Below are 18,801 nucleotides of genomic sequence, written 5' to 3'. Positions count from 1 at the left end.
TTTTCAGCTTCGAGATTCGACGCGCGCGCCGCATCGTTCGCCCCTCCCTTCGAAACGGACTTTCTTCATTTCATTCAACGCACTGATCGTGTTTTTCCGGACGCACCGAGGCAGCGCCCGCACCGCTTTTGCCATTTCCGAAATGACGTGTTGCCGGGACGGTCGCGCCCGGCGCCCGTGCCGGCAAGGCTTCCGGCGTGATATCGCGCGTGCGGATGCCGCCAGCAGGCCTCGCCGGAACGAACGGATTTTCCGATGCAGGACAAGCCGGCGCTCCGGCGCGCCGGATGGCGGCACGACGCATGCGGCACGGACGCGCGATAATCCCCCATCGGCCGTTTCGCACGGCGCCTTCCGCCTTCCCTTTTTCATCGAGTCCTTTCATGGCCGCCCTCGACACCACCGCCATCGACAGTTGGCACGCGCACGTCTATTTCGATGCCGACAGCCGCGATGCGGCCTGGGCGTTTCGCCAGGTCGTCGACGCGCGGTTCGGCGCCGTCATCGAGCTCGGCCGGTTTCACGAACGCCTCGTCGGTCCGCATCCGGCCTGGTCGTATCAGATCGCGTTCGACGCCGCACGATTCGACGACATCGTGCCGTGGCTCGTGCTGAACCACGGCGCGCTGGACATCTTCCTGCATCCGAACACGAACGACGAACTGCGCGACCATCGCGATTGCGCGGTGTGGATCGGCAAGTCGTACGTGCTCAATCTCGACGTGCTGGCCGGCTAAGAGCCGGCACGCGGCCGCCCGCGCCGGGGCGGCATCCATGTTTCGGGTCGACGTGAAACGTCGCGCGGCGACGCGCCCGTACAGTGGGTTCCGTTATCGACACTTCCCGGAATCCGCCATGACACACGCCGACGCCGAGGCCAACGCCCGGCACATTTACGAAGGCTGGCACGCGGCCGTGGTCGCGCGCGACCTCGACGCGCTGATGGCGCTGTACGCCGACGATGCGGTGCTCGAAACCCCGCTGGTCGTCGTCACGCTGCCCGCTCACGGCTCCGGCGTGCTGCACGGCAAGGCCGCGATCGGCGAGTTCTTCGCGGCCGGCCTGCGCAACCCCGGCAACAGGCTCGGACGCTGGTACCGCACCGGGCTGTTCTTCTCGAACGGCCGCCAGCTCACGTGGGAATATCCGCGCGCCACGCCGGACGGCGACCAGGTCGATCTCGTCGAAGTGATGGACCTGCGCGACGGGCTGATCGCGCATCATCGCGTGTACTGGGGCTGGGTCGGCTTCCTCGCGCTGCGAGCCGCCGCGCCGGCGCCCGAGCGCCCATGACGGCCGCCGCACCGAACCGCGCCGCGGCGCGCCGCGTGCTCGCCGCGACCTGCGTGAGCTACACGCTCGTGCTGCTCGACGCGTCCATCGTCAACGTCGCGCTCCTCGACATCGCCCACACGTTCGGCAGCCGCGTCGCCGGCCTGCAGTGGATCGTGAACGCGTACACGCTCGCGTTCGCGAGCCTGCTGATGACGGGCGGCACGCTCGGCGACCGGCTCGGCGACCGGAACGTCTATGTCGCGGGGCTCGCGGTCTTCGTCGCGGCGTCCGCACTGTGCGGCGTCGCGCCGACCCTCCCCGCGCTCGCGCTGGCCCGCGCGCTGCAAGGGGTCGGCAGCGCGCTGCTGGTGCCCTGCTCGCTCGCGCTGATCAACCGGGCGTTCCCCGAACCGGCCGCGCGCGCGTCGGCGATCGGCCTGTGGATGGGCTGCGGCGGCATCGCGATGGCGTCGGGCCCGCTGATCGGCGGCCTGCTGATCCAGCTGTTCGGGTGGCGCAGCCTCTTCTTCGTGAACCTGCCGCTCGGGCTCGCCGGCATCTGGCTCGGCCGCACGGTCGCGCGCGCCGCCGTCGATCCGTCGCGGCATTTCGACTGGGGCGGCCAGGCGACGGCGATCGTCGCGATCGCGGCGCTGATCGGCACGCTGATCGAGGGCCCGTCGCTCGGCTGGCGCTCGGCGCCGATCGTCGCCGGTGCGGTGACGAGCGTCGCTACGTGGGTCGCGTTCCTTGCGATCGAGGCGCGGCGCCGCGAACCGATGCTGCCGCTCGCGTTCTTCCGCAACCGGCTGTTCGCGGGATCGACCTGCGTGTCGATGGCGTCGGCGTTCGTGTTCTACGGCCTGCTGTTCGTGCTCAGCCTGTTCTACCGGCAAATCCGCGGCGCGAGCCCGATCGACACGGGGCTCGCGTTCCTGCCGATGACCGCGATGGTCGCGCTCGGCGGACTGTGCTCGGGGCGGCTCGTGGCGCGCTTCGGCGCACGCGGCACGATGTGCGCGGCGTTCGCCTTCTATGCGGCCGGCGCACTCGGCATGACGGGCCTCGGCGCGACGACCCCGGCGTGGCGCGCCGTCCTGCCGATGCTCGCGATCGGCTTCGCATCGGGCTTCATCTCGCCGGCCGCGACCTCGCCTGCACTCGGGACGGTCGACCGGCGTCGCGCCGGCGTGGCGGCGGCCGCGCTGAACGCGGCGCGGCAGAGCGGATCGGCGCTCGGCGTGGCGATCTTCGGGGCGTGCATCGCGACGCTGCAGCCGTTTCCGGCCGCGATGCGGGTAACGCTGGGCATGGCGGCCGGCGTGTCGGCGCTCGCCGCGGCGACGTGGTGGCTTACGACGCGGGCGACCGGCGAGGCGGCCGCGCCGCTGCGCGCCGCATCGCGCCGGTAACGTACGCGCCGGCCAACGCGCCCGCCGTCACCGGGTCGACACCCCGGCCGGCTTCACGCGACATACATCGCGACGCTGACGAACTGGCACAGGCTGCCGGCCAGCACGAACAGATGCCAGATACCGTGCCCGTGGCGGATGCGTTCGTCGTTGATGAAGAAGTAGATCCCCGCGCTGTAGATCAGTCCGCCGGCCACGAGCCACGCGGTGCCGACCGGCGGCAGCGCATGGAGCAGCGGACGCACCGCGACGAGCGCGAGCCAGCCCATCAGCACGTAGAGGATCATCGACAGCATGCGCGTGCGCCGCCCGAGCGTCAGCTCCTGCACGATGCCGAGCACGGCCAGCCCCCAGCTCACGCCGAACAGCGACCAGCCCCACGGGCCCCGCAACGTGACCAGCGTGAACGGCGTGTAGCTGCCGGCGATCAGCAGGTAGATCGCCGAGTGGTCGCACTTCTGCAGAATGGCTTTAAGACGGGGCTTGCGCACGCTGTGATAAAGCGTCGAGATCGCGTAGAGCACGCAGAGCATCGCGCCGTAGACGCTGAAGCTCACCACCTTGTACGCATCGCCCGCGAGCGCCCCCATCGTCACCAGTGTCGCCAGTCCCGCCACCGACAGCACTGCGCCGACGAGATGGGTAATGCTGTTGAAACGCTCACCGGCATGCACGACGGGATCCTCCTGCGCGGGTTGATCGGAACGGGATAAATGGGCCCTATGATACCGGCCGAATGCAGGGGCCGCGCTGCGCGCCGGCAAACGAACGGATGCCGTGCGCGCCCGGCCGGGCGAGGAACAGCGCCGTGACCCGCGGCGCCGCAGCCGTCAATCGTCGACGCCTGCCGGCGGCGCCCACTCGGCCACGAGCCGCAGCAGCCCGGGAAAGCGCAGGTCGAGATCTTCGGTGCGCACGCGGCTGCGCCGCTCGAGCCCGTATTGACGCTGGCGCAGCACGCCGGCGTCGCGCAGCGCCTTGAAATGATGGGTGAGCGACGATTTCGGGCGGTCGAAGCCGAACCAGCCGCACGGATGATCGTAGGCCTCGGATTCCAGCATCAGCTTGCGCACGATCGTCAGCCGCAGCGGATCGGCCTGCACGTATCGGACGCCCGGCGCGCCGAGGCGAACGCCGTCATGAACATCGGCGGCTACCTGCCGGCGGGATTGATGCCCGTGATGACCGGCTACGCGATCGATCGCGTCGGCTTCACGGCCGGCGCAACCGGCTTCGCCGTCGCCCTGACCGCGATCGCGCTCGCCGCGGGCGCCGCGGCCGTTCTCGCGCTCCGTCACGACAACGACTGACGGCCGCGCGCACGGGCAGGCATTCGAACAGGCGGGGCAATCGCCGATGCGAGGACGCGCCGCAAACGGGCCGGCTTCGGCCGGCGATCAGGCGCGCGGCGGCTCGGCGCGGGAGCGGTACTGCTCGATCCACTTCAGCGACTGGGCGATGCCGCCGAACGGGAAGAAATGCAGGCTCACCTTGCCATGCGCCGGCGTCAGGCCGGTGGCCAGACGATCGACAAAACGATCCGGCCCGGCCGTGCCGAACAGCTTGCCGATCGAGACACCGTACTTGGACCACATCGATGCGCATGCGCTGACGCCGCACAATGCGGCGTAGCGCGCAAGCACCGCGATGCCCGCCGGGCCCGGCACGCCCACGCGCACGGGATGTTCAATGCCCCGCTCGCGCAGCGCTTGCAGCCACGTCAGCACGATGTCGGCGTCGAACGCAAACTGCGTGACGATCAAGGGTGTCATGCCGCGCCGCGCGATGCTGTCGCACTTGCGTTCGAGCACATCCCACCGATCGGCCGTGCTCATGACCGGATGGCCGTCGGGATGGCCGCCCACGCCGACCACCTTGATGCCCGAGCGCTCGAAAATGCCCGTTTCGATCAGCGAGGAACTGTCGGAAAACGGCCCCATCGGGGTGGACGGATCTCCGGCGATCACGAAGCAGCGCTCGACGCCGGCTTCGGCGACCGCGCGCGTGACGAACGCGTCAAGCTCGGCGAGCGACCCGATGCGGCGCGCGGAAAAATGCGGCATCGGCTCGAAGCCGAGTCTGCGCACGGCACGCGCCGCGGCCAGTCGCGCGTCGTTGTCCTCGCCCGGCAGATAGGGAATCGAAATCGTCGACGCGGGCAATAGCCGGGGCGCCGCCGCGGTCAGCGCGGGAATGTCCTTCGCGGTGACTTCCAGCGAATAGGCGTCGGTGATGTTGCCGGCCGACCCGGGATTTTCTGGGTGAATCAAGAGACTTGCCATGCCTGCCGACTATCGGGAGCGCTCCGGCACGCCGCGCCGATCGCGCGGGCCGGAAGCCGTTGAACACATTCTGGAGGCCCGGGCGTGGCGTCGCTCACCCGGGCGGCGCATCATTCTTCCGCCGGCATCTCGTCGCCGTAGAACTTCACGCCCAGCTGGATGCGCTCGCGGCCGCTTTCCACCCGGTGCCGGTTCGTGTCGCGCAGCGAGTACACGCATCCGCAATACTCCTGCTGATAGAAGTTCTCGCGCTTGCTGATCTCGATCATGCGCGCGGAGCCGCCGCCCTTGCGCCAGTTGTATTCCCAGTACATCAGGCCGGGGTACCTGGCCGCCGCACGCACGCCGCAGTCGTTGATCTGCTGCATGTTCTTCCAGCGCGAAATGCCGAGGGAACTGGTGATCACCGGAAAGCCGTGCTCGTGCGCATACAGCGCCGTGCGCTCGAAGCGCATGTCGAAGCACATGGTGCAGCGCACGCCGCGCTCGGGCTCGTGCTCCATGCCCCTGGCCCGTTCGAACCAGTTGTCGCGATCGTAGTCCGCATCGACGAAGGGCACGCCGAACTGCTCGGCGAAACGGATGTTCTCGTTCTTGCGCAGCTCGTATTCCTTGAGCGGATGGATGTTGGGGTTGTAGAAGAAGATGGTGTAGTCGATGCCCGAGGCCAGCATGGCCTCCATGACCTCGCCCGAGCAGGGCGCGCAGCAGGAATGCAGCAGCACCTTGTCGTGGCCGCCGGGCAGCGGCAGCGGTTTGCGTTCGACGGTGGTGTTCATCAGTGGGCTCCTTGCTCGATGGCGGCGGCAGTGACAGGCTGGCGGGACAGTTCGATGAAGGCCCGCACGTAGTCGATGGCGGTGTCCGCCTCGCGCGCCCCCAGGAAGATCTGCTTGGCGACGCCGTGCACGCCCAGCCGCACCGGCACCACGTCCATCTTGACCGCGTATTCCTCGACCAGCCAGCGCGGCAGGGCAGCCACCCCGCGACCGCTGGCCACCATCTGCAGCATGATGTCGGTGGTTTCGATCGCCTTGTGGCGCCTGGGCGTGACGCCAGCCGGCAACAGGAACTGGTTGTAGATGTCCAGGCGCTCGATGTCCACCGGGTAGCTGATGAGCACCTCCTGGGTCAGCTGCTGAGGCTTCACGTATGCCGCCGAAGCCAGGGCATGGCCCTTGGCCACGACGAGCACCTGCTCGTAGTCGAACACCGGCTCGAACTTCAGTCCCGGCTTGAACAGCGGATCGGGCGTGACCAGCAGGTCGATCTCGTAGCCGAAGAGCGCGCCGATCCCGCCGAACTGGAACTTCTGCTTGACGTCCACATCCACGTCGGGCCACGCGGCCAGATAGGGCGACACCACCTTGAGCAGCCACTGGTAGCACGGGTGGCATTCCATGCCGATGCGCAGCGCACCGCGCTCGCCCTGCGCGAACTGGCCCAGGCGCTCTTCGGCCAGGTCCAGTTGCGGCAGCACCCGGTTCGCAACCGCCAGCAGGTACTGGCCGGCCTGCGTCAGGCGCAGGCTGCGACCTTCGCGCAGCCAGATGTCGGTGCCCAGTTGCTGCTCCAGCTTCTTCATGCTGTGGCTCAAGGCCGACTGGGTCAGGTTCAGCACGCCCGCAGCGGCCGTCAGCGACCCTTGCTTCTCGACCTGCTGAACGATGCTGAGGTGGATGCGCTCAAGCATTTAGATGATCCGTATTCATGGATTCGTGAAATAAAACCATTTTACTTCATCATCCCCCCTCGGTAGCATCCGTTTCCATTGTTCTTTTGCATTTTTCGGAGCGGCCGTGGCCATCGTTCACCACCCCGGATCGTGTGGGTGCCAGAGCAGGTCCCGGCGTTGAACCGCGGCGTCCCGGCCCATCCCCACATGGCGGATTGGCGATGCGTGCCCGGCCCGCAGCAACGGGCGTGGGCGGGAGACGGCCCGGGGCGGGACCGGGCGGATTGCCCGGCGCCGTACAGATCAATCCATATGGAAGCGAAAATGACACGTCCACTCCGTTTAGTCGCGGTTTCCGGCGGGCTGCAACGCCCCTCCAAGTCCGCCGCCCTGGCAGAACACCTGCTGGACCTGATCGCCGACGAAGTCCCGAGCACACAGCGCCTGGTGGAACTGGGCCAGCTCGCGCCGCAGCTTGCCGGAGCGGTCTGGCGAACCCAACTGCCCGACACGGTCGAGCGGGAACTTGCCGCGGTCGAGCAGGCCGACGTCCTGGTGGTGACGACGCCGGTCTTCCGCGGCTCCTACACGGGGCTGTTCAAGCACTTCTTCGACTTCATCGATCAGGATGCCTTGCTTGACAAGCCGATCCTGCTGGCGGCCACCGGCGGCAGCGAGCGCCACGCGCTGGTGATAGATCACCAGCTGCGGCCGCTGTTCAGCTTCTTCCAGGCACGCACGTTGCCGCTGGGCGTCTACGCGACCGACAAGGATTTCGTGGACTATCGTCTGCAGAACGAAGCCCTGATCGAGCGCGCCAGACTGGCGGTCCAACGGGCCCTGCCGCTGATCGAACTGACGCGCCATACAAGCTCGGCCACCGCCGATGAAGCAGTCGCGGCCTGAAACGGGAGTCATCCCGCAGCCGCGTGGCCCTGAATTCACCTTCAATTGACCCGGGCAGCCGCGCCGCGACAGCGTCAAAGGTCTCGTCCCTGGCAATGCAAACGGCTTCGACCCCGAGCGTCTTCTTGAAGCGTCTGGCCCGGGTGTTGTGGCACGGATCGCCAGGCGGGCTCGTCGAGCCGCACAGGCCGGCACGTATCGTCATGGAGTACTGCGCATCGGGCGCTGCGATCGATGTGCACGATGCAATCCGCCGCGGTTTGCAGCTGTCCACCATGGATGTCGAAGCTGCGAACGCCAGCGGCATGCCTTCGGTACGGGCCCGCGGACACATCGACACGGCCACCGAACATGAATGCAGCTAATGCATCAATGAGATTAATTCACTTTTTTTAATCGATAGTCCGACATAAAATAAACCATACTCCCGGCAATAGTCACCCCAAAGACTGCCGAGCGGGAACAGCATTAACCAGATTTAAAATCCCGGAATCGAAAAAACAGATTCGGATTTTATAGCGGAACCTACGGCGCCAGATCACCATGAACAAAGATTTTTCATTCAGCATCAAGAGCATTTGTTTCGATGAAAACTATCATCCGTCGGACAGTACGCGTATAACGACCAATTTCGCGAATCTGGCCAGGGGAACGAGCCGCCAGGAGAACCTGCGCAACACCCTGAGGATGATCGACAATCGGTTCAATAATCTGGCGCACTGGGATAACCCGACGGGCGATCGCTACTCTGTCGAGCTCGAGATCATTTCCGTGGAAATGAATATCGACGCCAAGGACAGCGACGACGCATTCCCGTTGATCGAGATTCTGAAAACGAATATCGTTGACAAGCAAACCAACGAGCGCATCGACGGCATCGTCGGGAACAATTTCTCCTCTTACGTGCGCGATTACGACTTCAGCGTACTGCTGCCGGAGTACAACAACAACAAGTCCACCTTCAGCACCCCGGACGATTTCGGCGATCTGCACGGCAAGCTGTTCAAGCATTTCATAAACTCGGACACCTACAAAGAGCGCTTCGACAAGCCGCCGGTCATCTGCATCAGCGCGTCGAGCAGCAAGACCTATCACCGGACTGAAAATCAGCACCCGGTGCTGGGCGTCGAGTATCGGCAAAACGAGTTTTCCTCGACCGATCAGTATTTCGAGAAAATGGGCCTGCAGGTTCGCTATTTCATGCCGCCGAACAGCGTCGCGCCCCTGGCCTTTTATTTCCGCGGCGACCTGCTTGGCGACTACACCAATCTCGAGCTTATCGGCACCATCAGCACGATGGAAACGTTCCAGAAAATCTACCGGCCCGAGATTTACAATGCCAATTCCGCGGCAGGGCGGTTCTATCAGCCGAGCCTGAAGCACCAGGATTATTCGTTGACGCAAATTGTCTATGACCGGGAAGAGCGCAGCCAGTTAGCCGTCAAGCAGGGCAAATTTACAGAAGAACATTTCATCAAGCCGTACAAGACTACGCTTGAGCAATGGGCTGCCAATTACGCTCTTTAATCAACCAGGATACGCGAATTCATTTGTCATGAAAAAGTTATTGCCCACCTCGACCGCCGGCAGCCTGCCCAAACCTTCCTGGCTCGCGCAACCTGAAAAACTCTGGTCGCCCTGGAAATTGCAGGACGAAGAATTGATCGAGGGCAAACAGGACGCCCTGCGTTTGTCGCTGCAGGAGCAGCAGCACGCGGGCATCGACATCGTCAGCGACGGCGAGCAAACCCGTCAGCACTTCGTCACCACGTTCATCGAGCACCTCAGCGGCGTCGACTTCGAAAAGCGCGAGACCGTCAGAATCCGCGACCGCTATGACGCGAGCGTTCCGACCGTCGTGGGCGAAGTGAGCCGCCAGAAGCCGGTGTTCGTCGAAGACGCCAAATTCCTGCGTCAGCAAACCACGCAACCCATCAAATGGGCGCTGCCGGGTCCGATGACGATGATCGATACGCTCTACGACAACCACTACAAGAGCCGCGAAAAGCTGGCGTGGGAATTCGCGAAGATCCTCAATCAGGAAGCCAGGGAGCTGGAGGCCGCGGGCGTCGACATCATCCAGTTCGACGAACCGGCATTCAACGTCTTCTTCGACGAGGTGAATGACTGGGGCGTCGCTACCCTGGAACGGGCGATTGAAGGGCTGAAATGCGAAACCGCCGTGCATATCTGCTACGGCTACGGCATCAAGGCCAACACCGACTGGAAAAAGACGCTCGGGTCCGAGTGGCGCCAGTATGAGGAGTCTTTCCCCAAGCTGCAGCAATCCAGTATCGACATCGTTTCGCTGGAATGCCACAACTCGCACGTTCCGATCGACCTGATCGAACTCATCCGCGGCAAGAAAGTGATGGTAGGGGCCATCGACGTCGCGACCGAAAACATCGAAACGCCGGAGGAAGTTGCCAACACCCTTCGGAAGGCGCTTCGGTTCGTCGATGCCGACAAGCTCTATCCGTGCACGAACTGCGGCATGGCGCCCCTGCCCCGTCAGGTCGCAAGAGGCAAGCTGAATGCGCTGAGCGCGGGCGCGGCAATCGTCCGCGGCGAACTCTCGGCCTGACGCCGAGCTGAATTCGTCGCAGGTTCGGAGGGATTGAAGCGGTAGATCGAAGGTCGTGAAGCGGGCCGCTGCCGGTTCCGTCGACACCGACCATTTTCAATCGCGGGGGACCGACTGGTTTGCAGCAGGTTCGACTTCGGTCCCTCCCTCCTTCTCATCTCTCCCATCCCTCCCATCGCGCGCCCCCGCCGATCCCGGCGCGCCTCCTGTGCCGCACTGCCTGCGCGACGGCCACCAGCATGTCCACAGCCCTTTGAGCCGGGCTTTTCTGGCCGCGCGAACGATCTCGTCCCTGCTGTCAGCCCCCTGAAGCGCGTATCGCTAACCCGAGGTTCCGGACGGCACCGGCCCATGCCGAACTCACCCGATTCGCCGATGAACCCGCCGTATCCGGCCGCGGCGTAGCCCGGCGAAGTCCGCTGCCGGCGTCATGCCGAAATGAAAAAAGGCGCCATGGCAGCACGCCATGACGCCTGTTTGCTTCGTTCGTGCCGTTTCAGCCGCTCAACAGCACTTCCCCGCCCCCGACCCGTACCGCGCATTCTGACGCTCGCGGAAAAACGCCTCGTACGTCATCGGCTCGCGGTCCGGATGGGTGGCGCGCATGTGCGCGACGTAGGTGTCGTAGTCGGGCAGGCCGACCATCAGCCGCAACGCCTGCCCGAGGTAACGCCCCGCGCTGCGCAGGTCGCTGCCAAGATCGCTGAACATCGCGGCCTCCCGTCAACGTCCGCTGCCGAGCGCCTGCGCGGCCGGCATCGCTTCGTACGGCGTCTCGCGCACGGTCGGCTTCGACTCGCGGCGCGCGCGCAGCACGGCGATCACGCCGTACACCGCGATGCTCACGACGACGAAGATGAACAGCCCGGCCAGCGCCGCATCGATGTAGTCGTTGAAGATGATCCGCTTCATCTGCGCGATCGACTTCGCCGGTGCGAGCACCTTGCCCTCGTCCACCGCGGCCTGCAGCTTCGCGGCGTGCGCGAGGAAGCTGACCTTCGGGTTCGCGTCGAAAATCTTCTGCCAGCCGGCGGTCAGCGTGCAGATCAGCAGCCACGCGGTCGGCACGATCGTCACCCACGCATAGCGCTCGCGCTTCATCTTGAACAGCACGACGGTGCCGAGCACCAGCGCGATCGCGGCAAGCATCTGGTTCGAGATGCCGAACAGCGGCCACAGCGTGTTGATGCCGCCGAGCGGATCGACCACCCCCTGGTACAGGAAGTAGCCCCACGCGGCCACGCACAGCCCGGTGGCGACCAGGTTCGCGGGCAGCGACTCGGTGCGCTTGAGCGCCGGGTGGAACGTGCCGAGCAGGTCCTGCAGCATGAAACGGCCCGCGCGCGTGCCGGCGTCGACGGCCGTCAGGATGAACAGCGCCTCGAACAGGATCGCGAAGTGATACCAGAACGCCATCATCGCTTCGCCGCCGATCACCTGGTGCAGGATGTGCGCCATGCCGACGGCCAGCGTCGGCGCGCCGCCCGCCCGCGCGATGATCGTCGTCTCGCCGACGGCCTTCGCGGTCTGCGTGAGCATGTCCGGCGTCAGCACGAAGCCCCACTGCGTGACGGTGTTCGCGACGGCTTCCGGCGTCGAGCCGAGCACGGCGGCCGGCGCGTTCATCGCGAAGTAGATGCCCGGCTCGATCACGCATGCGGCCACCAGCGCCATGATCGCGACGAACGATTCCATCAGCATCGCGCCGTAGCCGATGAAGCGCGCGTTGGTTTCGTTGTCGATCAGCTTCGGCGTCGTGCCCGACGAGATCAGCGCGTGGAAGCCCGACACCGCGCCGCATGCGATCGTGATGAACAGGAACGGGAACAGGCCGCCCGACCACACCGGGCCCGAGCCGTCGACGAACTTCGTCAGCGCGGGCATCTTCAGTTCGGGCGCGACGACCAGGATGCCGATCGCGAGGCCGAGGATCGTGCCGATCTTCAGGAACGTCGACAGGTAGTCGCGCGGCGCGAGCAGCAGCCACACCGGCAGCACCGAGGCCACGAAGCCGTAGCCGATCAGGATCCACGTGAGCTGCGTGCCGGTGAACGTGAACCACGCGGCGAACGTCGGCGATGCGGCCACGTTCTGGCCGAACGCGATCGCCGCCATCAGCCCGATGAAGCCGATGACCGACACTTCGCCGATGCGGCCCGGACGGATGTAGCGCGTATAGACGCCCATGAACAGCGCGATCGGAATCGTCGCGGCGACGGTGAACGTGCCCCACGGCGAATTGGTCAGCGCCTTCACGACGATCAGCGCGAGCACCGCAAGGATGATCACCATGATCAGGAACGCGCCGAACAGCGCGATCACGCCGGGCACCGTGCCGAGCTCCATCTTGACGAGATCGCCGAGCGAGCGGCCGTCGCGGCGCGTCGAGATGAACAGCACGATGAAGTCCTGCACCGCGCCGGCGAACACGACGCCGGCCAGGATCCACAGCATGCCGGGCGTGTAGCCCATCTGCGCGGCGAGCACAGGCCCGACGAGCGGGCCGGCGCCGGCGATCGCGGCGAAGTGATGGCCGAACAGCACGTACTTGTTGGTCGGCACGTAGTCGAGGCCGTCGTTGTACTTGACGGCCGGCGTCATCCGCAGCCCGTCGAGCTGCATGACCTTGCTGGCGATGAAACGGCTGTAGAAGCGATACGCGATCAGATACACGCAGACTGCGGCGATCACGATCCAGAGGGCACTGACGCGCTCGCCGTGAGCGAGTGCAATCGTACCGAACGCGAACGCGCCGAGCAGCGCGACCGCAATCCAGAGCAGGGTACTGGAAGCCCGATTCATGGCGTCTCCTGGTCTCCAATGTGGTTTTAGATGGCATGCGGCGCGGGGCCGCACACGCGTGACGTCGATGCGTCGTGCCGCGACCTCGCAAAGGCCGCGACAATGGGCCGTAGTATTCCGCGCGACGGGGGCGGCTTACAAGCGGATAACTACGTATGCGGGGCTACGTAGTATTACGTAGATGCGGCCGTGCGCTCGCGCGGAAGCGTCGGTTTGCCTGCCTGCGTTTCGCGCCGCTTGCGTGATGTCCGCCCCCGTCCCCGTCGCAACGGCCGGCGTGTGTCGCTCATTCGGGCGGCTCGCCCGGGCAACGGCGCGAGCCGCATGCCCCGATACTTTGAAAGTCCGGCCCGCGCGAATTAAGATCGCCAGGCGCTCGCCAACGCGCCATTTCATTCTTTTCGACCTCTCGACTTCGTCCATGGACTTCACTCGACTCGCCGTATCGACGCTCGCCGGTATCTGCGCGCTTTTCTCCGCGAATGCGCTGGCGGAATCCACGCTTCATCTCGACGTCGAAGCCGTTCATGTCGACGAGCATTCGCCACGCGTCTCCATGCTCGTGAAAGTGACCGACAACGATGCCGGCAAGGACAACTTCGGTCGAATCACCAAGACGTCGCTGCCTCCGCCCGGCCGTTGCGTCGCGCGGTTCGAGGAGAGCGAACAGTTCGTGGTGGGGCCTTGCGCCGCGGTTCATGTGCGGGAAAACGGAAGCCCGGTCAAGCTGGTCAACGTGCGCATTCTGGATACGCGGGGCGACCATGCCTGGATGGTCCTGACGTGGAATTCCATATTCGTGCTTCCCGCTTCGCAGCGATCGGTGAAGATGATCGCGGGCGTGGCCAACGGCTGGTACTCCGATAACCCGGACGACAGTTTCCCGCTCGCCGACTTCCCGTCATTCGATCCCGCACGCCCGTTCAACTGGCTCTATCGGCGCGCCGATCAGGCGCTCAACGACAGCTACCGGCGCATTCTGTCGCGCTACGCGCAGAACAACGATGAAGCTCGGGCCCGGAGTTTGCGTGTCGAGGAGCGGGTCTGGGTCGACCACAAGGTGAGCGAGTGTCGCGACTCGGGCGAGCCCGAGCGATGCCGCTGGCTCGTGACGGAAGACCGCCTGGATGCGCTGCCCAAAGCCGACGACAACTAGCCAGGCGCCCACGCGCGGCACGATGCAAAACGGCCGGCAACGGACGTGCCGGCCGCGGGATGAAGCGGCTGCATCGCGCGTCGCGCGGAGCCGCATTCGCGGCCGGCTCCGCGCCCGCGAAATGCGCCGCTACGATTGCCGCTACGATTGCCGCTCGACAGCCGCGACCGGCTCGGCCGCGCGCGCGCCGCTCGCCGCCGCCGGTTTCTCCCAGAAGGTCGCATTCGCAATGCCCAGCGCGGCCGGGTCGAACGACGGCTCGCGCCCCGCGCGCTTCTGCGCCTCGTAGTCGCGCAATGCCTTGAGCGCCGGCTTCTGCAGCAGCAGGATCGCGACGAGGTTCAGCCACGCCATCAACCCGACGCCGATGTCGCCGAGCGCCCACGCGACACTGGCACTCTTCACCGCGCCGTACAACGTCGCGAGCAGGATCACCGCGCGCAGCGCGAACGTGCCGGCGGCGCTGCTGCGCGCGCGGCTCAGGTAGGCGACGTTGGTTTCCGCGATGTAGTAGTACGCGAGGATGGTCGTGAACGCGAAGAAGAACAGCGCCATCGCGACGAATGCCGCTCCGAAGCCGGGCAGCACCGATTCGACGGCCATCTGCGTATAGCCGGGGCCGGCCTCGATGCCGGCCGCGCCCGAGAACAGCGCGCGGCCGTTCGGTGCGACCACGTTGTAGGCGCCGGTGATGAGGATCATGAAACCCGTCGCCGAACAGACGAACAGCGTATCGACATAGACGGAGAACGCCTGCACGAGCCCCTGCTGCGCCGGGTGCGTGACCTCGGCGGCGGCCGACGCGTGCGGGCCCGTGCCCTGCCCCGCCTCGTTCGAATAGACGCCGCGCTTCACGCCCCACTGGATCGCCATACCGAGCACCGCGCCGAAGCCGGCCTCGAAGCCGAACGCGCTCTCGAACACCAGCCTGACGACGCCCGGCAGGCGCTCGATGTCGAGCGCGATCACGACGCACGCGATCAGGATGTAGCCGAGCGCCATGAACGGCACGACGATTTCGGCGACGCGCGCGATCCGCTTCACACCGCCGAAGATGATGAGGCCGAGCAGCAGCACGAGCACCGCGCCGGTGACGGGCTTCGCGATACCGAATGAATTCTCGATCGCGGCGGAAATCCCGTTCGCCTGCACGCCCGGCAGCAGCAGCCCGCAGGCGAGCACGGTGGCGATTGCGAACGCCACCGCATACCAGCGGATGCCGAGCCCCTTCTCGATGTAATACGCGGGGCCGCCGCGATACTGCCCTTCACGCCGCACCTTGTAGATCTGCGACAGCGTCGATTCGACGAACGCGGTGCTCGCGCCGAGGAAGGCGACGAGCCACATCCAGAACATCGCGCCGGGGCCGCCGAACGTGATGGCCGTCGCGACGCCCGCGATGTTGCCGGTGCCGACGCGCCCCGACAGCGACATCGCCAGCGCCTGGAACGACGACACGCCTTCCGCCGACGCCTTGCTGCCGCGCATCAGCCGCAGCATCTCGATGAAGTGGCGGACCTGCGCGAAGCGCGTGCGCAGCGAAAAATACAGCCCGGCGGCGAGGCAGAGAAAGATGAGCGCGGGGCTCCAGATGACACCGTTGATCGAATCGACGAATTGTTCCATGTGGTGTTGCCGTTGAAAGCGGGAATGACGCGTGGCGGAGGGTCGGATTCATCTCGCGAGAGCGCGGGAGTCACGACGGCGGGCAGATCCGGATCGATCTTTCATTTACATTACATGTCTTACGATTTCATTCGGAATCGGGAGGCGCCCCAAGCCGTGCATGACGGACACCGTCGGCGTCGACGCGACGTTCGCATCAGGCGGCCGGCGCGCCGCCCCCTCCGGCACGGGCGCAGCCCCGCGCCCCACCCTGCGCGGCATCGCGGCATTGATCCCGGCCGCCGTGCACCATACAGTGTTCGCCTGTCTCGATACCGGAATCGCCATGCCGATCGGATTTCAGAAAATGCACGCGAACGGCGACGACTTCGCCATCGTCGACCTGCGCGGCACCGCGCACGCCATCGACGGCCGTCTCGCCCGGCAAATGGGCGACCGGCGGCGCGGCATCGGCTTCAACCAGCTCGCGGTCGTGTCGGACTGCGACGACGCGGCCGCGCGCGTCGCGTTCTGGAACGCCGACGGCTCGCCGCTCGCCACCTGCGGCAGCGCGACGCGCGGCGTCGCGTGGCAACTGATGCGGGAAACCGGCCTGTCGTCGCTCGTGCTGCGCACCGCGCGCGGATATCTCGTCTGCTCGGCGGACGCGAACGACCGGATCACCGTCGAGATGGGCGTGCCGCTCACCGGCTGGCGGGACGTGCCGGTCGCCGAGGCGCTCGATACCCTCGCGCTGCCGCTGCCCGGCGCACCGGCCGCGTGCAACATGGGCAATCCGCACTGCACGTTCTTCGTCGACGATCTGCGCACGATCGACGTCGAGGCGCTCGGCCCGCCGCTCGAAACGCATCCGCTGTTTCCGCAGAAAACCAACGTGCATTTCGTCCAGGTGATCGATCGCGCGCATATTCGCCTGCGCATCTGGGAGCGCGGCGGCGGCGTACCGCTCGGGTCGGGATCGTGTTCGTGCGGGGCGGTCGTGAACGGCATCCGGCGCGGGCTGCTGGATGCGTCGGTGCGCGTCGAATGCGACGGCGGCGACGTGACGGTGCGCTGGGACGGCGCCGGCAGCGTATTCCTGAGCGGGCCGGTCGCGCCCGTCTTCGGCGGAACCTGGCAGGACGAGCCGGCCCCAGCGGCCTGAGCGCCCGCGGGCGCGCGGGCGGCGAGCCCGGCGCATGCCGCGCCGGGCGGTGACGATCAGTGCTTGTCGTCGACCTTCTTCGGCTTCGGCGGCGTCGGCACCTTCGCGTACTGGAACGCGGGCGTTGCCTTCAGCGCCTCCTTGGTCGCGCCCGGCAGGTAGATGTTGCCGTTGTGCACATCCAGCGACGCGATCGGCACCGCGACGTCATGCGCGGCCACGCCCAGGAAACCGCCGGCCGACACGATCGCCGCCGACACCGAGCCGTCCGGCGCGACGATCAGGTCGCGGACGCTGCCGACCTTCTGGTTCTGGTCGTTGTAGACGGCCTTGCCGAGCACGCTCTTCTTCACGCTCCAGCCTTCGAGCAGCGCCTGCGATTGCTCGACGGTCACGCTGAGCGGCTGCGCACCGGCGATCTGCGCGTGTGCGCTGACGCTCGATGCGAGGACGGTTGCTGCGATGAGGGTCTTGTAGAAAGCCATGCTGTCATGTACTCCGGTGAATTGTTGTCGATGCGGGCGGCCGGCCGAGCCGCCGCCGTGCGTGCGTCGCATGCGGCACGGCGGCCGGCGCGCGATGCATTGCACCGGCCCATGTTAGCGCCCCTCGCGCAACGCTGCATCGGACGCGATGACGCACCGGCGCGATCGCGACGTTACGGACACCGCAGCGAAGCGCGGATGCGGGCATTCGGTCCGCTCGTCGTGGATTCCGGAAGCGGGACGATGCGGGCGCAACCGCTCGCGGCAAGCCGGCCGCGCCGCGCCGATCGCGCAGCGGCGATCGTCCGCACAACCGGCGCGCGCGTCGCGGGCAACAACGCCGCGACGCACCGCTCAGCCCGTCCGTCCTTCCTCGATCAGCTTGCGGGATGCGAACAGTTCGGCATCGTTGCGGATGCCGAGCTTGCGAAACGCCGATTGCTTCTGGGCGCTGATCGTCTTGCGGCTGCGGGAAAACTTCAACGCGATGTCCGACACGGACAGCCCCGCGAGATAACAGCGCAGCACTTCGTGTTCGCGCGGACTCAGCCCCAGGTCGGTGGACAGGCCCGCGTCGGACGGCGGTGCGCTCTCGCCGCTCGCGGGCTTCGGCTCGGCCGCGCGCGGGTCGGGCGCCGAGCCCGCCATGATGCGGTCCGCCAGTTCGGCGCTGATATAGGAACGGCCGCTCGCCACGACACGAATCGCATGCGCGAGCTCGCTGAGATTCTCGCTCTTGCCGAAAAAGCCGAGCGCACCCGCGCGCATCGTCATGTTCACGGTCGCTGGCGTATCGCTGCTCGACGTCATCAGAATCCGGCTATCCGGAAAGCGCGTATTGACGAGTTTGACGAGGTTGAGGCCGTCGATCTCGCCGGGGCCGAGCGTGTAGTCGAGCAGCACGACATCGGCGTGATTCGCCTCGAGCCAGCGGATCAGGTCGCGCGATTTCGCGAAACTCGCCGCGACCTGAATGCCGGTCTTCTCCGCCAGGTAACTGGCGATCCCGTGCTGGACGACGGCGTGGTCGTCTAGGATCACGACCTGGATCGACTGGTGCTCTGGCCTCATTGCTAACCCTTTCTTTATTCCGGTTCGGCTCCGATTGGCTGCGCCACGCCGCTCGTCGTCGCGGGCCGCCATCGATGCCGTTGTTTATTGGGATGAGATTACCGGTTTTTCGGCTGTTTTTTAACCCCGCCGGCCAAACCGGACAGGCTCGTTCGACCGGGTCTCCCAGCAGCAAGACGGCGTTGCGCTTCCCCTGTCCGCGACCTATGATGGCTGGCCCGTTTTTAGACGGTGCTCGCGCTCGTCGCGGCGGCCGATGCGGATCCGGCCGCCGGGTGCCACGCCGGACGGGAACCGCGACGTCGAAGCGGGCCGACGCCGCCGCAACCGCTCGAACAACGATGCCGGTTCATTGCAAGCCGGCCGACAACGCGAGGGAAGGA

General features: G+C 66.1%; 21 protein-coding genes. 10 read left to right on the top strand and 11 right to left on the bottom strand.

Annotated elements, in window-relative coordinates; genetic code table 11:
* Positions 1 to 70: 70 nt before the first annotated feature.
* Entirely contained in the window at positions 71 to 385 is a 315-nt protein-coding gene (locus GQ57_RS41385; RefSeq protein ID WP_152603200.1) for a hypothetical protein, read from the bottom strand.
* Between GQ57_RS41385 and GQ57_RS06145 the strand changes: the two genes are divergently transcribed.
* The 3 genes from GQ57_RS06145 (at position 384) to GQ57_RS06135 (ending at position 2,687) form a co-directional block, all read left to right on the top strand.
* Entirely contained in the window at positions 384 to 737 is a 354-nt protein-coding gene (locus tag GQ57_RS06145; RefSeq protein WP_031400330.1) for a DOPA 4,5-dioxygenase family protein, read from the top strand. The two genes, GQ57_RS41385 and GQ57_RS06145, sit on opposite strands and share 2 nt — an antisense overlap.
* Before the next feature lie 118 nt (positions 738 to 855).
* Positions 856 to 1,293: a nuclear transport factor 2 family protein gene (locus GQ57_RS06140; RefSeq protein WP_034197395.1), complete on the top strand. Its 438-nt coding sequence runs from the start codon at positions 856 to 858 to the stop codon at positions 1,291 to 1,293.
* A complete protein-coding gene (locus GQ57_RS06135) occupies positions 1,290 to 2,687 on the top strand; it encodes an MFS transporter (RefSeq protein ID WP_034197394.1) in 1,398 nt (465 codons plus the stop codon). Before GQ57_RS06140 ends, GQ57_RS06135 begins: the two co-directional genes overlap by 4 nt.
* Before the next feature lie 53 nt (positions 2,688 to 2,740).
* On the opposite strand, the gene trhA is transcribed toward GQ57_RS06135, so the two are convergent.
* Together trhA and GQ57_RS06125 are read right to left on the bottom strand one after the other, a co-directional pair.
* A complete protein-coding gene (gene trhA, locus GQ57_RS06130) occupies positions 2,741 to 3,361 on the bottom strand; it encodes a PAQR family membrane homeostasis protein TrhA (protein ID WP_031400333.1) in 621 nt (206 codons plus the stop codon).
* 156 nt (positions 3,362 to 3,517) lie between these two features.
* Entirely contained in the window at positions 3,518 to 3,790 is a 273-nt protein-coding gene (locus tag GQ57_RS06125) for an ArsR/SmtB family transcription factor (RefSeq protein WP_034197393.1), read from the bottom strand.
* A gap of 36 nt (positions 3,791 to 3,826) precedes the next feature.
* On the opposite strand from GQ57_RS06125, the gene GQ57_RS42995 reads away from it, so the two are divergent.
* Complete coding sequence (locus GQ57_RS42995; protein WP_160257503.1) at positions 3,827 to 3,997, top strand: hypothetical protein; 171 nt, start codon at positions 3,827 to 3,829, stop codon at positions 3,995 to 3,997.
* Between the two features lie 87 nt (positions 3,998 to 4,084).
* On the opposite strand, the gene GQ57_RS06120 is transcribed toward GQ57_RS42995, so the two are convergent.
* From GQ57_RS06120 to GQ57_RS06110, 3 genes are all read right to left on the bottom strand, one after another.
* On the bottom strand, positions 4,085 to 4,957 hold the full coding sequence (locus tag GQ57_RS06120; RefSeq protein ID WP_235212721.1) for a methylenetetrahydrofolate reductase: 873 nt from the start codon (positions 4,955 to 4,957) through the stop codon (positions 4,085 to 4,087).
* A 122-nt stretch (positions 4,958 to 5,079) separates the two neighbouring features.
* Entirely contained in the window at positions 5,080 to 5,748 is a 669-nt protein-coding gene (locus GQ57_RS06115; protein ID WP_034197392.1) for an epoxyqueuosine reductase QueH, read from the bottom strand.
* Complete coding sequence (locus tag GQ57_RS06110; RefSeq protein WP_031400336.1) at positions 5,748 to 6,662, bottom strand: LysR family transcriptional regulator; 915 nt, start codon at positions 6,660 to 6,662, stop codon at positions 5,748 to 5,750. Before GQ57_RS06110 ends, GQ57_RS06115 begins: the two co-directional genes overlap by 1 nt.
* Before the next feature lie 306 nt (positions 6,663 to 6,968).
* On the opposite strand from GQ57_RS06110, the gene msuE reads away from it, so the two are divergent.
* The 4 genes from msuE to GQ57_RS06095 all read left to right on the top strand — a co-directional run bounded on the left by msuE (position 6,969) and on the right by GQ57_RS06095 (position 10,134).
* A complete protein-coding gene (gene msuE / locus GQ57_RS06105; RefSeq protein WP_031400337.1) occupies positions 6,969 to 7,550 on the top strand; it encodes an FMN reductase in 582 nt (193 codons plus the stop codon).
* Between the two features lie 125 nt (positions 7,551 to 7,675).
* Positions 7,676 to 7,915 (top strand): hypothetical protein, encoded by a 240-nt coding sequence (locus GQ57_RS41380; RefSeq protein ID WP_152603199.1) that lies wholly within the window; start codon positions 7,676 to 7,678, stop codon positions 7,913 to 7,915.
* A gap of 178 nt (positions 7,916 to 8,093) precedes the next feature.
* Positions 8,094 to 9,077, top strand: a complete 984-nt coding sequence (locus GQ57_RS06100) for a DUF1852 domain-containing protein (RefSeq protein WP_031400339.1) — start codon at positions 8,094 to 8,096, stop codon at positions 9,075 to 9,077.
* Positions 9,078 to 9,105: 28 nt separating this feature from the next.
* Positions 9,106 to 10,134 carry a methionine synthase gene (locus GQ57_RS06095; protein WP_031400340.1) on the top strand — a complete coding sequence of 343 codons (1,029 nt, stop codon included), beginning with the start codon at positions 9,106 to 9,108 and terminating at the stop codon, positions 10,132 to 10,134.
* Between the two features lie 504 nt (positions 10,135 to 10,638).
* Here the strand turns inward: GQ57_RS06095 and GQ57_RS06090 are convergent.
* Both GQ57_RS06090 and GQ57_RS06085 read right to left on the bottom strand, forming a co-directional pair.
* The gene (locus GQ57_RS06090; protein ID WP_009689042.1) at positions 10,639 to 10,845 is read right to left on the bottom strand and encodes a YbdD/YjiX family protein; all 207 of its coding nucleotides are present in this window, start codon (positions 10,843 to 10,845) and stop codon (positions 10,639 to 10,641) included.
* 12 nt (positions 10,846 to 10,857) lie between these two features.
* Positions 10,858 to 12,936: a carbon starvation CstA family protein gene (locus tag GQ57_RS06085; RefSeq protein WP_031400341.1), complete on the bottom strand. Its 2,079-nt coding sequence runs from the start codon at positions 12,934 to 12,936 to the stop codon at positions 10,858 to 10,860.
* Between the two features lie 421 nt (positions 12,937 to 13,357).
* On the opposite strand from GQ57_RS06085, the gene GQ57_RS06080 reads away from it, so the two are divergent.
* Entirely contained in the window at positions 13,358 to 14,092 is a 735-nt protein-coding gene (locus GQ57_RS06080; protein WP_034197391.1) for a lysozyme inhibitor LprI family protein, read from the top strand.
* Between the two features lie 141 nt (positions 14,093 to 14,233).
* Here GQ57_RS06080 and GQ57_RS06075 read toward each other — a convergent pair whose 3' ends face one another.
* The gene (locus GQ57_RS06075) at positions 14,234 to 15,718 is read right to left on the bottom strand and encodes an alanine/glycine:cation symporter family protein (protein WP_034197390.1); all 1,485 of its coding nucleotides are present in this window, start codon (positions 15,716 to 15,718) and stop codon (positions 14,234 to 14,236) included.
* 325 nt (positions 15,719 to 16,043) lie between these two features.
* Here GQ57_RS06075 and dapF point away from each other — a divergent pair, with 325 nt between their 5' ends.
* The gene (gene dapF, locus GQ57_RS06070; RefSeq protein WP_031400905.1) at positions 16,044 to 16,862 is read left to right on the top strand and encodes a diaminopimelate epimerase; all 819 of its coding nucleotides are present in this window, start codon (positions 16,044 to 16,046) and stop codon (positions 16,860 to 16,862) included.
* A 56-nt stretch (positions 16,863 to 16,918) separates the two neighbouring features.
* Here dapF and GQ57_RS06065 read toward each other — a convergent pair whose 3' ends face one another.
* Both GQ57_RS06065 and cblR read right to left on the bottom strand, forming a co-directional pair.
* The gene (locus tag GQ57_RS06065; RefSeq protein WP_031400904.1) at positions 16,919 to 17,347 is read right to left on the bottom strand and encodes a PRC-barrel domain-containing protein; all 429 of its coding nucleotides are present in this window, start codon (positions 17,345 to 17,347) and stop codon (positions 16,919 to 16,921) included.
* 354 nt (positions 17,348 to 17,701) lie between these two features.
* Entirely contained in the window at positions 17,702 to 18,418 is a 717-nt protein-coding gene (gene cblR / locus GQ57_RS06060; RefSeq protein ID WP_031400903.1) for a cable pilus system response regulator transcription factor CblR, read from the bottom strand.
* Between the last annotated feature and the right edge of the window lie 383 nt (positions 18,419 to 18,801).

Origin of the sequence: Burkholderia sp. MSh2, from assembly GCF_000731655.1 — a bacterium.
GTDB lineage: Bacteria > Pseudomonadota > Gammaproteobacteria > Burkholderiales > Burkholderiaceae > Burkholderia > Burkholderia paludis.
The sequence above is the reverse complement of the archived record's forward strand: the minus strand, read 5'-3'. Positions and strand labels throughout refer to the sequence as shown.

Bases quoted from the DNA above. Each gene is read 5' to 3' on its own strand.
- GQ57_RS06145 (WP_031400330.1), top strand. From the start codon at position 384: ATGGCCGCCCTCGACACCACCGCCATCGACAGTTGGCACGCGCACGTC.
- GQ57_RS41385 (WP_152603200.1), bottom strand. From the start codon at position 385: ATGAAAGGACTCGATGAAAAAGGGAAGGCGGAAGGCGCCGTGCGAAAC.
- GQ57_RS06140 (WP_034197395.1), top strand. From the start codon at position 856: ATGACACACGCCGACGCCGAGGCCAACGCCCGGCACATTTACGAAGGC.
- GQ57_RS06135 (WP_034197394.1), top strand. From the start codon at position 1,290: ATGACGGCCGCCGCACCGAACCGCGCCGCGGCGCGCCGCGTGCTCGCC.
- GQ57_RS42995 (WP_160257503.1), top strand. From the start codon at position 3,827: ATGAACATCGGCGGCTACCTGCCGGCGGGATTGATGCCCGTGATGACC.
- GQ57_RS06115 (WP_034197392.1), bottom strand. From the start codon at position 5,748: ATGAACACCACCGTCGAACGCAAACCGCTGCCGCTGCCCGGCGGCCAC.
- GQ57_RS06110 (WP_031400336.1), bottom strand. From the start codon at position 6,662: ATGCTTGAGCGCATCCACCTCAGCATCGTTCAGCAGGTCGAGAAGCAA.
- msuE (WP_031400337.1), top strand. From the start codon at position 6,969: ATGACACGTCCACTCCGTTTAGTCGCGGTTTCCGGCGGGCTGCAACGC.
- GQ57_RS06100 (WP_031400339.1), top strand. From the start codon at position 8,094: ATGAACAAAGATTTTTCATTCAGCATCAAGAGCATTTGTTTCGATGAA.
- GQ57_RS06095 (WP_031400340.1), top strand. From the start codon at position 9,106: ATGAAAAAGTTATTGCCCACCTCGACCGCCGGCAGCCTGCCCAAACCT.
- GQ57_RS06090 (WP_009689042.1), bottom strand. From the start codon at position 10,845: ATGTTCAGCGATCTTGGCAGCGACCTGCGCAGCGCGGGGCGTTACCTC.
- GQ57_RS06085 (WP_031400341.1), bottom strand. From the start codon at position 12,936: ATGAATCGGGCTTCCAGTACCCTGCTCTGGATTGCGGTCGCGCTGCTC.
- GQ57_RS06080 (WP_034197391.1), top strand. From the start codon at position 13,358: ATGGACTTCACTCGACTCGCCGTATCGACGCTCGCCGGTATCTGCGCG.
- GQ57_RS06075 (WP_034197390.1), bottom strand. From the start codon at position 15,718: ATGGAACAATTCGTCGATTCGATCAACGGTGTCATCTGGAGCCCCGCG.
- dapF (WP_031400905.1), top strand. From the start codon at position 16,044: ATGCCGATCGGATTTCAGAAAATGCACGCGAACGGCGACGACTTCGCC.
- GQ57_RS06065 (WP_031400904.1), bottom strand. From the start codon at position 17,347: ATGGCTTTCTACAAGACCCTCATCGCAGCAACCGTCCTCGCATCGAGC.
- cblR (WP_031400903.1), bottom strand. From the start codon at position 18,418: ATGAGGCCAGAGCACCAGTCGATCCAGGTCGTGATCCTAGACGACCAC.